This window comes from Kroppenstedtia guangzhouensis, assembly GCF_014637345.1.
GTDB lineage: Bacteria > Bacillota > Bacilli > Thermoactinomycetales > DSM-45169 > Kroppenstedtia > Kroppenstedtia guangzhouensis.
This window is the reverse complement of the sequence record NZ_BMEX01000004.1, coordinates 65,688-79,683: the sequence shown is the minus strand read 5'-3', so window position 1 is coordinate 79,683 and position 13,996 is coordinate 65,688. Positions and strand designations below refer to the sequence as shown.

The 13,996-nt window shown below is 52.1% G+C and carries 10 protein-coding genes; 5 read left to right on the top strand and 5 right to left on the bottom strand.

Going from position 1 to position 13,996, the window contains the following annotated elements; genetic code table 11:
* Positions 1 to 7 precede the first annotated feature (7 nt).
* Entirely contained in the window at positions 8 to 817 is an 810-nt protein-coding gene (locus tag IEV46_RS06900) for an MBL fold metallo-hydrolase (RefSeq protein ID WP_188431329.1), read from the bottom strand.
* A 240-nt stretch (positions 818 to 1,057) separates the two neighbouring features.
* On the opposite strand from IEV46_RS06900, the gene IEV46_RS06895 reads away from it, so the two are divergent.
* Positions 1,058 to 2,008 carry a sporulation protein gene (locus IEV46_RS06895; RefSeq protein ID WP_188431327.1) on the top strand — a complete coding sequence of 317 codons (951 nt, stop codon included), beginning with the start codon at positions 1,058 to 1,060 and terminating at the stop codon, positions 2,006 to 2,008.
* A gap of 222 nt (positions 2,009 to 2,230) precedes the next feature.
* Here the strand turns inward: IEV46_RS06895 and IEV46_RS06890 are convergent, their stop codons facing one another.
* The 4 genes from IEV46_RS06890 to IEV46_RS06875 all read right to left on the bottom strand — a co-directional run bounded on the left by IEV46_RS06890 (position 2,231) and on the right by IEV46_RS06875 (position 7,526).
* On the bottom strand, positions 2,231 to 3,385 hold the full coding sequence (locus IEV46_RS06890) for a mannitol-1-phosphate 5-dehydrogenase (RefSeq protein WP_188431325.1): 1,155 nt from the start codon (positions 3,383 to 3,385) through the stop codon (positions 2,231 to 2,233).
* Between the two features lie 2 nt (positions 3,386 to 3,387).
* On the bottom strand, positions 3,388 to 3,825 hold the full coding sequence (locus tag IEV46_RS06885) for a PTS mannitol transporter subunit IIA (RefSeq protein WP_188431323.1): 438 nt from the start codon (positions 3,823 to 3,825) through the stop codon (positions 3,388 to 3,390).
* Positions 3,826 to 3,827: 2 nt separating this feature from the next.
* Positions 3,828 to 5,936 carry a BglG family transcription antiterminator gene (locus IEV46_RS06880; RefSeq protein WP_188431321.1) on the bottom strand — a complete coding sequence of 703 codons (2,109 nt, stop codon included), beginning with the start codon at positions 5,934 to 5,936 and terminating at the stop codon, positions 3,828 to 3,830.
* A 162-nt stretch (positions 5,937 to 6,098) separates the two neighbouring features.
* Positions 6,099 to 7,526, bottom strand: coding sequence for a PTS mannitol transporter subunit IIBC (locus IEV46_RS06875; protein WP_268235876.1), 1,428 nt, complete (start codon positions 7,524 to 7,526; stop codon positions 6,099 to 6,101).
* A 349-nt stretch (positions 7,527 to 7,875) separates the two neighbouring features.
* Between IEV46_RS06875 and IEV46_RS06870 the strand changes: the two genes are divergently transcribed.
* From IEV46_RS06870 to IEV46_RS06855, 4 genes are all read left to right on the top strand, one after another.
* Positions 7,876 to 9,174, top strand: coding sequence for a PA0049 family protein (locus tag IEV46_RS06870; protein ID WP_188431318.1), 1,299 nt, complete (start codon positions 7,876 to 7,878; stop codon positions 9,172 to 9,174).
* Between the two features lie 595 nt (positions 9,175 to 9,769).
* Positions 9,770 to 11,260, top strand: a complete 1,491-nt coding sequence (locus IEV46_RS06865; protein WP_188431316.1) for an amidase — start codon at positions 9,770 to 9,772, stop codon at positions 11,258 to 11,260.
* A 380-nt stretch (positions 11,261 to 11,640) separates the two neighbouring features.
* Complete coding sequence (locus IEV46_RS06860; protein WP_188431314.1) at positions 11,641 to 12,855, top strand: hypothetical protein; 1,215 nt, start codon at positions 11,641 to 11,643, stop codon at positions 12,853 to 12,855.
* Positions 12,856 to 12,894: 39 nt separating this feature from the next.
* Positions 12,895 to 13,995 (top strand): hypothetical protein, encoded by a 1,101-nt coding sequence (locus tag IEV46_RS06855; protein WP_188431312.1) that lies wholly within the window; start codon positions 12,895 to 12,897, stop codon positions 13,993 to 13,995.
* Position 13,996: the final 1 nt, after the last annotated feature.

Sequence of the window (13,996 nt, the reverse complement as noted above, 5' to 3'; positions counted from 1 at the left end):
CACTGTGTCACCCTTCCTCTTCCCGAAGGATGGAGCGAATCAAATGAACCGGTGACAACTCTCCCCGGGAAAACCAGACCAGTCCGGGTTGTTTTTTCAACAGCCGGGAAGCGATTTCGCCGGAGCTGGCGCCCTGCCGGTGAAGACGGAAGGTTTCATCACGGAGCCAATCCAAAAAATCCAGTTTCTTTTCCAAGGACTTCGCCCCTTCCGGGATCACCCCGGCATGAGAACAGAAAACCGTCCGGATCGGAAACGTCAGCAGACGCCGGATGGAAGCCGCCAGATCTGTTAGGGATTCCTCGCGCATTCCATAGTGGAGGCGGGTACCGAGAAACAGGTCCCCGGTGAAAGCCCAGCCCTGCTCTTCTTCCACCCAGGCGATATGATCCTCCGAATGACCGGGGGTGGGAATCGCCCGAAAACGAAAGCGATCCGTCTCAATCACATCCCCCACTTCCCCTCGGACCGGATCGATCGAACCCCAAACCAGCTTCCGATAGAAGGGAATCCGGGGCGGGTCGGACAAAATTTCCGCCGTCCGCTTCCCCATCCAGACCGGAGTCCTGCCCTGATTTGACAGAAGTCCCGCATTGCCGCTGTGATCCTCATGGAAATGGGTAAGGGCAATGGCTCGGGGTTGAATCTCTTCTGCAAACTTCTTCACTTCTCTTCGAACCCGCCGCGGCCCGGTCTCCAGCAACAGGCCATCCACATGATAGACACAGATGCGAAATCTATTTTCAAAAAAGTTAAATTTAAACTGAAGAGCCTCCACATCCCCTTGTTGCGTCTGTTGGATCTGAAGCTTGCTCATCCCATTCACACTCTCATCGTTTTTCAAAATATGGATCAAGTTGACTCCATACCGGAATATTTAACCTCTATGATACTACAAAGTATTCTCCTTTCATATTATCCCTCCGCCCTCTGCCAGGTGGAAAGATCGGTTTGCCTACGGCTAAATTAGTATTTCGATTACAGACCGATGCCTTTTTCCTTCGGATTGGGTATATTGGGCTTGTCACCAAAGATCAACTCCATGGGAGGGTATACCTTGATTAAAAATCTGATGGCTAAGCTGGGCAAAGGCGGAGCAAAGGTAGATCTGGTCCTGGAAAAGGAAGATTATCTCCCTGGTGAAGAGGTAAAGGGCGAACTTTTGATCCATGGCGGAACCGTCGATCAACAGATCAACCGGATCCAGATCGATCTACGACTGAATATTCGAGTAAAGGAAAAGACCCTGTCCCACACCATACAAAGCTTTCCTTTCCCGCAATCCTTCACTGTGCAACCTGCTGAACGCCGAAGCTTTCCTTTCAACTACAGCCTGCCGGCAAATCTTCCCGTCTCGGGAAATCACATCTTCTACACTTTTGACACCCACTTGGATATCGCCGCAGGTGTCGATCACCACGATCACGACACCATCCGGATCCATCCCCCCCGACAATTGCAGAAAGTACTGGATGCCCTCTCCCAACTCGGTTTCCGGGAAACCTACGATTCCCGCTCCTTCAATGGTCAAACCCAAGAATTTGAATTGTTTCCGACGCAGTTTCTTCAGGGACAGGTGGAGGAAGTGGAATTTATCGCCGCTCTTGATTCTTCCGGCGTCCGTCTCCTCCTGGAAGTGGATGTCTTCACCGGATTCGGCAAGCAGGAGGCCCGCAGGGAACTCTTCCTCGAGAACGACCAATTGGATGATGAAAGCCATCTGCAGGAGCATCTCCGGGGAATTCTCGCGGAAATGGTCAACAATCCCTCCGGCTTCCCACCCATGCAGAATCACTCCTTCCAAGGTCACACCGCCCGCGGTGGAACCAACTGGGGAGGCATGGTCGGAGGTTTTGCCGCAGGAATCTTGGGTGGCATGGTTCTCTCCGAACTGGCGGAAGACGGATTGGAGGGTCTCTCTGAAACCATCGAAGAAGCAACTGATTTTGAACTCCCTGACGGGGATGAACTTTTGGATGACATTGGAGACTTTTTCGATGAGGACTAAACTGAAAGCGTTGTAAAAAGTCCTCACAGGGAGGAGAGGGTTTCACATGGATGATTTTGTCAGTTCGAAACAACGAAAAGGTCATGTGAAACCCAATCCCGACCGACCCTCCAGCACTCATTCACAACGCTTCTAAAGAAAAAGAAGCCCGATGTCTCAGGCTTCTTTTTCTTTGTCTTATAAATGGAATCCCTCATTTCCGCCGGGTAACCAAAACCCGGGTCACGTCCCTTGCCGGAGCTTTCGATACCCCTCCCGCACCCGTCGCACCAAAGGATGTTCCGGGGCAATCCCGGCGATCGCCTGCAGCGTCCCGGCAGGCCCTTCCCGTTTGATCATTCGCTGCAGCTTTACCGCTTCCGGGTCCGCCGGATCATCGAAGCAAAGGGCGGCGGCGATTCCGACTGCCAGGTGGTTGGGTTGAATTCCGCGGTCCATCATCTGGAGGGCGGGACCCAACAATCGATCTTCCCTGCCCAATTTTCGGAGGGGGGATCGTCCGACCCGGGTGACGGGGTCCTTCAGATGGGGGTTTCGGAAACGATTCAGAATTTCCTCGATATATTTTTGATGATCCCGAGGATCAAATCCGTGTTTTTGCACGAGGAACTCCCCCGTCTCCTCCAAAGCCCCCCGAAGGGTTTCGCTCACGGAGGGATCCGCGATCGCTTCCTGTACTGTGCCATACCCCATAATATAGCCCAGGTAAGCGCAGACGGCATGGCCGGTGTTCACCGTAAACAGTTTCCGTTCGATGTAGGGCGTAAGGTCCTTCACATAGGTGACACCTTGGATGGGTGGGACGGTTCCTCTCACCCCCCGAACATCAACAACCCATTCATAAAAGGGCTCCACCGCCACTTCCAGTCGATCGGTTCCCTTTTGTTCCGGCACAATCCGGTCGACGGCAGCATCGGGAAAGCCGATCAGGGAATCCACCTCCCGACACTCCTCCTCCGTCATCTCACTGGTGACCAGCTTTTTCAACAGGCTGGATCCGCCCAACATATTCTCACAGGCGATCACGTTCAGGGGGCCGCCATCCTTTTCGAGGCGCAGGCACAACCCGTCGGTCAGGATCGGGGCGACAGACTTCAACACCGATGGTCCGACTGCCGTGGTTACCAGGTCCGCCCCGGCGACTGCTTCGATCACCCGTTCCGGTTCGGTCCGGCTGTTGAGTGCGGTCACATGGTTCACGTCGATTCTATTATCTTCTTCCTCCAAGAGGTGAACCTTATAGGCTCTTCGCTCCCGGATCGTCTCCACAAGCCGGCCCTGAATATCGACAAAACAGACCTCGTATCCCGAACGGCTGAGCAATGCCCCGATAAACCCTCTCCCGATATTGCCTGCACCGAAATGAACCGCCAGCATGATCAATTCACCCCATCAAAGAGGGAAAAGAGTTCCCCTTTGGATCGGGCGTGGATCATTTTGCTCACGTTTTCCTCTTCAGCGCAGACCAAGGCGATTTTCGAGAGGATTTCCATGTGCTCGTTCCCCTTGCCGGCGATCCCGATCAGAATTTTGGCCATCTGGCCGTCACCGAAGTCGACACCCCCGGGGATCTGGAGGATGGAGATCCCGGAACGCAGGATATTCTTTTTCCCCTTTTCAGTCCCGTGGGGAATGGCGACGGAATTACCGATATAGGTGGACAGGGATTGCTCCCGTTCCAACATCCTATCAATATAAGAAGGTTCCACACAGCCCTGATCAACGAGCAACTGTCCCGCCAGACGAACAGCCTCCTCCTTGTTCTTCACATTGGCGTTCAAGAGGACCGTCTTTTCGGTCAGGATTGGGTGACTCATCCTCATACGCTCCTTTGTTCATCAATCTGATCATAGATGTAACCGTTGAGATGTTCTGTAAGATAAGCGCGGATTCGCTCTTCGTCATTGGACTGGAAGACGGACAGACTGCGGGGGCTTTCAATGATCATTGCACTGATCCGACTCAACAACTCTGAAACCACCTCACGGGTTTGCTCTGGTGCCAGCAGGATCAGCAAATGGTCCATCAGGATCGTGGATCCATCCATACCCTCCACCGGGATCGAATCGGTCAGATCATACATGGTAAAGGAGGGGCGGAGAACCTCCTCGCTTCGGGTGTGGAAGAGAGCCATGGCGGTGCCAGGAATTCCCAATCCTCCTTCCTCCGCCCGTTCCAGCAACCGATCCACCACAACCTTCCGATCCCGGAGTACGCCGGCCTCCTCCAGATTCCCACAGGCCCGATCCAATATGCTCCGAAGGGGCTCGGCAGGCAGAGACGACAGGGAGAATCCCTTCAATAATTCCAGCGTGGTCTGGATCGCCCAGTGGATCTTTTCCAAGTGATCCATCATCCGCCGTTCCTTCTTCTTACCTTCTGCCACCTGCTTTCGAGGTTTTTCCCGGGTGCAACGCTGCATCCGTTCATCCAGATAAGCCCGGATCTTGGCTGCATCTTCTTTGGTCAGATATGGATGGACCAAAAGGACGTCCACCCCATCCAGCTCCAAAGGGATGGTGGAAATCACCAGGTCATATTCCGACGGACCCCATTGTTGCAGTTCAAGCAGGGAAACGTTTCGGATTCGCCTGATTTCCGGAAACTCCGTCTGCAACTGACTGACGAGAAGCTTGGAGGTTCCGATCCCGCTGGCACAGACGACCCAGACACTGGGGGAACGCTCCCGTCTTTTCCGTTCCAGGGCGGATCCGAAATGCATGACCAGATATCCGATCTCCTCCCGTGGAACCCGATATTGGGGAAACACCCCCTTCACCCCCTGTTCGACTGCGGCAAACACCGCCGGATAATCCTTCTCGATTCGGGAGAGCAAGGGGTTGTGGATCGGCAGATTTAACTTCATTCGGTAAACGGCCCGCTCCAAATGAGCCATCAGTCCCTGCATCAGGGAAGGGTCATCGGCAAGAGTCACATCCAGCTCCTGCTCCACCCGGCGAATCAGTTTCCCGGTTTCCACCACAGTCCCGGCCTCCGACTCCAACCAATTCTGCCGATCATTTCCCAGTTTGGCCCCACGCAAATGAAGGGTGAGGTTACCCACCTCCGATTTCGGAAATTCCCGCTGGAACCCGGATTCCAACCGGTTCGCTATTCTGGAGGCGATCCGGTATTCCTGAGTTCTCTGCAGTTCATGAAGCAGGTTGGAATCGAAGGTGAGAGTCTCCCCCCGCTCGATCCGTTCCACGGCCAGGGCCAGATGGACCACCAACCCGATATAAGCCCCGTCTGCCAGGGAATAGGGGAGATGACCGATTTCCTTTTTCACCGCTTCTTCCACTGTACTCAGCTTTTCAAGCTCCACCATTCCCAACAGCCGTTCCACGACAAGTCCCGAGTGTTCCCCGGTTTTTCGCCGGAGGGATCGCTTCAATATTCCCAGGATCTCCGCTTCATCAAAATGCTCGGCGAGCAGGGAACGCATGGCCACCCTTCTGTCTCTCTCTTTTCCGGTTACCTGAACCCCCCAACCCCGTTTTTTCACCAGTGTCAACCCAAAGGACTCCAGCCACCCTTCGATCCGGGACAAATCCTGGCTCACCGTGGCGGGACTGATATGAAGATCCCGGGCGAGGGCGATCAATTTAACCGGTTCTGAGGTAACAAGCAAAGTGCACAGGAGCAGTGTTTTCCGTTCATCCGGTGTAAATTCGGTTTCCGGCTGCTCCGCCAAGGCAGACCGGAGTGCCTCAAAACCGGCTGGATCCCCTTCCAGTGAGATGCCGACCCCCGTTTTTTTCCGCAGGAACAGACCCATCTCGTCCAAAGAGGTTTCCACCCCCGACAGATCCCGGTGGATGGTCCGTTCGCTGACGCCCAGAACCTCAGCCAGCTTTTTGACGGTCCACGCTTGGTCAGAGTCCATCAGCAGACGGATCAAGTTTCGCTCCCTGGATGAAAAGTACATGGCCTTCACCTGCCTGTGGGTAATGCCTTTAGAAGCGTATGATATAGTCCATTCTTGGACGGTCGGGATGGGGTTTCACATGACCTTTTCGTTGTTCTGAACTGCCAAAATCACTCCATGTGACCCCCCCAACCCTCCCTGTGAACGACTTTTTCATCGCTTCTAGTCTTCTTTTAACCGGGAGATCAATGCATCGTATTCCGGGCTGTTCAGGAAATTATCCACGGAAATGTGACGGGCATGGGGAAGCTTCTCTTTGGCCCGATCCGTCAGGTTCTTGTGAGTGATGACGAGATCCGCATCCTCCGGCAGTTGACTGATGGAAGTGTTGGTCACCTCAACCTCCAGACCCGCTTTATTCACCTTGTTTTTCAGGACAGAGGCACCCATGGCGCTGGAACCCATCCCGGCATCACAAGCGAACACAATTTTTCGCACCGGATTTTGGGAGGAGAGCATGGATGCGGCGGTACTCTTTTTACCTTTGATGGCTTCCATGCTTTTGGTCGCTTTTTCTAGATCCCCCGCCTCACCCCCGGAACTTCTTTTCAAAAACAGAGAAGCGATCAAAAAGGATACGGCCGCAGCAACCAGGACACCGGACAGAATGCCGACATAACCACCCCTCGGAGTCATGGCCAGCAGGGCGAAGATACTGCCTGGCGAAGGAACTGCAACCAGTCCCGCGTCGAACAAAGTAAAGGTGAAGACCCCGGCCACCCCGCCACCGATGGCGGACAGAATCAGGAGCGGTTTCATCAAGATGTAGGGAAAATAGATTTCATGGATTCCGCCCAGGAAGTGGATGATGGTCGCGCCCGGGGCCGACTGTCTGGCCATCCCTTTTCCGAACATCCAGTAGGCGAGCAAGATCCCCAACCCCGGCCCGGGGTTGGACTCCAGCAAGAAGAGGACGGACTTCCCGGCTTTCGCCGCCTGTTCCACACCGATGGGACTCAAAATACCGTGATTGATGGCGTTGTTCAGGAAAAGCACCTTGGCCGGCTCGATAAACATATTGGCCAAAGGGAGCAGCCCGGCTCCGATAATCACTTCCACCCCGGCGGCCAACACTTTGTTCAACCCCAGCACCACCGGCCCAATCCCTAGATAAGCGGCCAAGGTAAGTAAACCACCCACGATTCCGGCGGAAAAATTGTTCACCAGCATTTCAAATCCGGATCGGACTTTACCTTCAAAGAGACGGTCCACTTGTTTGATGACAAAGCCGCCCAAGGGCCCCATCAACATGGCCCCCAGGAACATCGGGATATCTGAACCGACGACCACCCCGATTGTGGCCGTGGCCCCGACCACGCCGCCCCTCGCCCCGTAGACCATGTTCCCCCCGGTAAACCCGATCAACAGCGGCAGCAAATACTTGATCATCGGGTCGACCAGTTTGGCCAAATGTTCATTGGGAAGCCAACCTGTCGGGATAAACAGAGCCGTGATCAATCCCCAGGCGATAAACGCCCCGATGTTGGGCATGATCATTCCACTCAGGTGACTCCCCATGCGTTGAATTTTCACTTTCCAATTCCGCTCTCGGAGAGGTTCACCGTTTTTGTCAATGGCATGTTGATTCACGGACACATTTGATCCCCCCGTCCTGTTTCCTTTATCATAAAGCGCTTTCAAGCAACGGAGCAATCAAATCTTAATGCACTTTCGTCACTTCCATTGTTGTCAAGATGGTGTTTGCCAATCTAAGCAGAACATGAAAAAAAGAGAAAGAGGCTCAGTGACGGGAATCCAGTCCATTTCCCAAATAAAAGAGAAAAATCGACAGGGATTTTAAATTTTAAATAGAATTATTATTTATACCTATCTTTCCACATCCTTGCGTGGCAGGAAACGAACTCCACACCCAAAATGCGGCTAATCAACACACCTGCAATTCAGAGAAAGTGCATACTCGCAAAAGGAGGCACGATTCATGTTCACAAAACGATCCTCCGGGCTTTGCCTGTTCCTCATCCCGGTTTTGTTGACATCTTTTCTGATTTCGGCAGAACCTCAGGGAGCCCTCGCTGAAACCAAAACCGCCTGTTTTGACTCCTCTGTTCCCATCACCCCTGAAGAGAAACGAATCGCTGACGGTGCACCCATTCCACAGCGGATTCTGAAGGAGAGCCGCTTTAACCGCTATGTGGACCGGTTTGAGCAGGCTCTCTGTTCGGCGCCCAATTTGCAGACAGCAGAAAAACTGGTGGAGAGACACAGCACCCAACTGTGGCAAACCGCCGTCGATCGTGCCCAGGGAAGGCGCCCCGACCTCGGTTCTCTGGACCGCTATGACGACCGTCCACTCTACTGGGCACGGTTGCACATGACCCGGGCGCTCCGCCAGTGGAAACCCGACTTTCCCATCACCGGTGTCCAACGACAGGAACTCCTGAAACAATTGGAATACGCCTCCCGGGGGATCACTTCCGTTCAGTTTCCCAAAGGAAAAGGGATCAAGCGAATTCTGGTCAGCGGATTTGATCCCTACCGGCTGGAGCAGGAATTCCGTCGCAGTAATCCTTCAGGAGCTTCCGCATTACAGCTGGATAGGATGCGGATCCGGACGGAAGACGGATCCGCGATCATACAGGCCGTCATCTTCCCTGTCCGTTGGGAAGATTTTGAAGATGGAATCGTGGAGGATGCCTTCGGTCCCCACCTGATCCAAGGACCCCATCGGATCGATCTGATGATGACCATCAGTCAGGGAGGCCCCCGTCGCATGGCCATTGAAGGTTACGCCGGACGCTGGCATACCGGCATCGACAACCGATTGGAGTCGCGCTCCGGCGTCATCCCCACCGTCTCCCATTGGCCGATGCCGAATCCCCTGCCGGAGTTCATTGAAACGACTCTGCCTGTTCAGGAGATGATCGACGCCAGTACGGGGCCCTGGCCAGTTTTACGGAACGATGAAGTGTGTGAGTGGTTGCCCCCTGACTTTTCCGACCCATACTCCTGCCATGACGGTGGTCCGACATCGGGCTCCAAAGCCCGCTCCGGCGGCGGTGGCAGTTATCTCTCCAATGAGAGCCAGTACCGTTCCAATCGCCTTCGCCTCGGGCTCGGCGCACAGGATCTTCCCGGCGGACATCTGCATATCGCGGAGTTGGAATTTTACCCGGATGATCCTTCCATCCATATCGATCCGGACTTCAAACACCACCGAAAAGTCACTGTCGATCAGACTGTATCCCTGGTGAAAGCGGCAGCCCATGCGGTGTATTGATTCCATCCGTGAAAAACAACAGCCGCTCTCCCTCATACAACTGTGGGAGAGTGGCTTATTTATGGCCATAGTTTGATTCCTTCTATCGGTTTTGAAATTGATCTTCGGTTCCTAACGACCGGCTTGTACACCCTTTTTTCCATCCGTTACAATGATTCAATTCCTCATTTTTTGCTTTTTCGTGACTCCGGAGAAGCTTGCTCAGATCGCAAATAGCCCCCTGAAAGGAGGGACTCATTGTTCAATCTTCTTTCACCGGCTGAATTGAAAAGAATTTTCCGGTGTCTTTTTCACTTTTTGAAAAAATATTCCAAACCCCAACATGAAAATCCCACCACCTGTTGTAATCGGTTGACCACCGGTGGTTTTCCCGACCTGGTCTGCCGATCCTGCTTCATACAAGTTCCCGCTTAGTATAATAGAAGCTAGAAGCGTTGTGAATTAGTACTGGCTGGGCCGGTCGGGATGGGGGTTCCACATTCCGCTTCCGTTGTTCTGACGATTCAAAATCACTCCATGTGAACCCCAACCCTCCCTGTAAACGGCTTTTTCACAATGCTTCCAGACCATAAAACCAAAAGAGAGGGGTCATACCATGAACCCATCCGAATATATCTCACATGATGCGACAGCCTTGGCAGAAAGGATCCGGAACAGGGAAGTGTCGCCAAGAGAATTGGTGGAGGCGGCGTTTACCCGTCTGGAGGAAGTTCAACCCCGGCTGCAGGCGGTGGTGCGGACGAGGCAGGAAAAGGTGTTGCGGGAAATCGATCTCCTTGACCTTTCCCGACAACCCTTTGCCGGCGTGCCGATGCTGCTGAAAGATATCTCCCAGGCCGTGGCCGGGGAATTGTTGACCGCGGGGGCCCGACTGTTGTCTTCCCATGTGGCCCGACAGGATTCCCATCTGGTCGCCAAACTGCGGGTAGCAGGCTTTCTTTTTCTCGGACATACCAACACACCTGAATTCGGGCTGAAAAACATTACGGAACCCGAGCTGTACGGAGCTTCCCGAAACCCGTGGAATCCCGCCTTTTCGCCGGGAGGGTCCAGCGGGGGATCTGCGGCAGCCGTGGCTTCCGGTGTGGTTCCTCTTGCGGGAGCCAGTGATGGAGGCGGCTCCATCCGCATACCGGCCTCGTTCACCGGTTTGTTCGGGTTAAAGCCGACCCGGGGCCGGACACCTGTCGGACCGGGTGTGGGACGCCAGTGGCAAGGAGCGGCCATCGATTTTGTACTCACCCGTTCAGTGCGGGACAGTGCGGCATTGCTGGACCTGTTGCAAACGGTGCAACCGGAGGCGGCATTCCAGACACCCTTGTTTGACGGAAGTTTCCTCGAAGATATGAAGGCCGGGTTAAAACCCCTTCGTATCGCCTTTTCCACAACCTCCCCGGTGGGTACTCCCGTCAGCGACGAAGCGGTGGCAGCTGTCCACAAAACGATGAAGTGGCTGGAAGAGCAGGGACATCATGTGGAGGAAAGGGAGACCGGCGTGGATGGAATCCGGCTGATGCAGGATTACTATCTGATGAACAGCGGTGAAATGGCGGCCATGATTGCATCCATGGAAACGTCACTGGGCAGACCGATTACAGCACAGGACATGGAAATCGTCTCCTGGGTACTGAATGAAGCCGGAAAGAAAGTGACCGCAGCGGAGTTTGCAGCCAGTCTCACCTCATGGGACACTGCAGCAGAACAAATGGCGGAATTTCACAAAATATATGATCTGTATGCCACTCCGGCGACAGCGGATGCCGCACCGACAGTGGGAGAGTTGACCCAGACTGCACAGGAAACAGAGGAACTGATGAAGATCAGTGAACTGGATAAACAGGGACAGCAGTCCCTGATTTATGAGATGTTTTTGCCGAGCCTCACTTACACCCCCTTCACCCAGCTGGCCAATCTCACTGGACAGCCGGCCATGAGCGTCCCGGTCCATCTCACAGCAGACAACCTTCCCCTCGGGGTTCAGTTTATTGCACCGAAAGGGATGGAAAATCGGTTGCTCAGGATGGCCTATGCATTGGAGCAATCGGAACTCTGGGTGGGGATGAAAGGGAATGGGATCACAAACTGAAACTACTCCAACGTGTAAAAGCCATCTCATAAAAAGTCAGGAGGTCATTCCGTCCGATTCTTTGTAAACACGACAGGATATAACAGTAATTTATTTTTATGCAATTGTGTATTCAGGCAGAAACAAACCGAAAAGCCGAGGTTCTTCCCCACCTCTCATTATTTAATTCAGTTGTATAGGGATGTAATGGTGCGATCCCTTCCACCACCCATTTTTTGGTTAATCAACACACCTGAACCCGGAAATCTCCCTGCTTTCCCTTCAGCCCGCCTTTCTTTTTGGGAGGTGGGTTTCTTTTGGTTTCTCCAAACATCCAAAAGGGGGAATCGCCCTCATTTTCTGCTAAAATAAAAGAATCTGGATGGGAAAGGAGCAGCCGGATGAGCAAGGGGAAAGGAAGGCCAAAGCATTGGTATCGGATTCTGACATGGATGAAAGGAAATCGAAAACGTTGGTATCAAATATTGACAATTGTAATCGGTACCATCCTCTTTCCCACGGTGTCGACCATCATATTGACGGCATACGAAGGAAAAACCAACCATTGGGTCTATACATGGTTGGGAATCGAGGATGAAGAAGAGTCAGATCTGGAGCAGTTAAAACGACTGGTGGCTGATAACAACCTGATTCATTATAACTGTGGGCCGTTGGGAGCCAAGCTGGAGGGTGTGATGAAAAATTGTCCCGATCCGGTGTATAGTCAAAAGTCGATGAACGGGGAATCTACACAACAAAAGATCGGTTATACCAAAGGCGATCATTATCTGATATTGATCGACTTCACCAATGATTACGTAAGTCGGATTATGGTGAAAGATACAAAAAAATTCGCTTCCTTCACCTTGCCAAAGATCAAGCGTGTTTTCGGAAATCCATCTCAGGAGCCGCTGGAAAGTACCTTTGACGGGGTCAAACGGACGATCTATACATACAAATTGCCTGATGCTCGGGAGTTATCCTTTACCTATAACAATCATGAAAAAAAATTTGAACAGATTGAGCTCTCCTCCAAGGATGCTCATAAAAGATTCAAGGGGAAACCCACTGATCTCCATCAAAAAGAATTAAAACCCGTCCCGGATGAAAAGAGAGTGAAGGTTGGCGGGATGGACGAAGTCAGACGGATTAAACAATGGGCAGAACAGGGAGATATGGTCAACTATGCATGCGGTCCCCTAGGAACCCATCTCTCGGATGTACTGTCCACCTGCGAAGATTCTCTCACGGCCAAGGGATTCGATAAACAGCAAAAAACTCACAATATGACATACACCTATAAAGACTATCAGGTGAATGTCAAGTTTTTCAAAGAAGTTCTGTCCTCCATTTCAATCAATATGTTGGATGGAAAACCGTTGAAGATCACACCTGAGCAGGTAAAGCAAGTCTTTGGCGAACCTTTGTCTGAGAGAAAAATGAAGCTTTCGACCAAGGAACCGACTATCTTCCTCAAATATCAATGGGATGACAAAGACTTAACTTTCAACATCAACAATGGAAAATGTACCGGGATCTGGTTGCGAAAAACCGGGATGTACAATGACCAGAATGGCGGGTTGTTGTCCCGATTTTTGGAGCAACACACCGAATAACCGGCTCATCGGGATCCGATTTTGAAGAGGGAGACAATCATGAAAAAGAAAGGAAAAAAATACTGGAGCAAAGGGTTCTATATACTGATCAGCGTCATCGTAGTTCCAACCCTGTTGACGATTCTATTGACAGCATTTGAAGATACCACTAATGAATGGATGATGCGGATTGGCGGAAATGAACCTGCAGCCATCAAGGCCAAACGTCTCGCCGGATCAGGAGAGCTGATCCACAGTGATTGTGCGAGGCTGGGCATGAAACTGGAAGATGTATTAAAAAAATGTCCTCAACCGGTATACCGTCTCACTGAACATCAAACTGAGAAGCCATATCATTTCATTGAAAAGCTACGGATCCAAGGGGAGGAGAATCGGATTTTCACCTATTCTTTCACCGACCGCATCCTTACAGAAATGGAGGTCTCCGATCCGGCATTTAAACAGGTCCCTTTCCCCCAGGTGAGAAAAGCTTTTGAAGATGTGGAACATCAGAGTCTGGAACAGACCAACCAGTACTCCTACAAGGTCTCATCCAATCAAATTACTTTTATCTATGACAACACCAAAAAATTGACTTCCATTCGGGTGAAAAGCCTCCACCCTCTTCCACCTGGCCAAGCCTCTTGGACTTGGGGGACCGAACATCACGCAAAACCGGAAAAAGAGATTCCATTCACAGGGATTTCAAGCGTGATGCAACGTCTGAAACCCATGATTGAGGCCGGGGATCCACCGGCTTATGATTGCGGCCCTCTGGGAAGCACCTATGACCAAATAAAAAAACACTGCAAGGATCCCGTGACAAGGTCCAAACTGGATGTAAAGAAGAAGAAACGCCAAGTGCGATACGAATACAAAAACCGCCGCATCACACTTTCACTCCGTCATGACCGGCTGACCCGGATCGATATAAGGGAAAAAGGGGAACCTTGGCCCATCCATCCGGAAAATGTGAGGAAAATATTCGGGAAACCGAAGAAACAAACAGACACCAAACTGTTCTACCCAGTGAAGGAGAACACGGTGATCTTCACCTTTACCGCCCAGAAACAACTGCACGGAATAACTGTGACCCGTACCAAGGAAATGGAAAGAAAGATGCGACCGGATACCTCTCTGGATGAAAAGTTTATCTATTAGG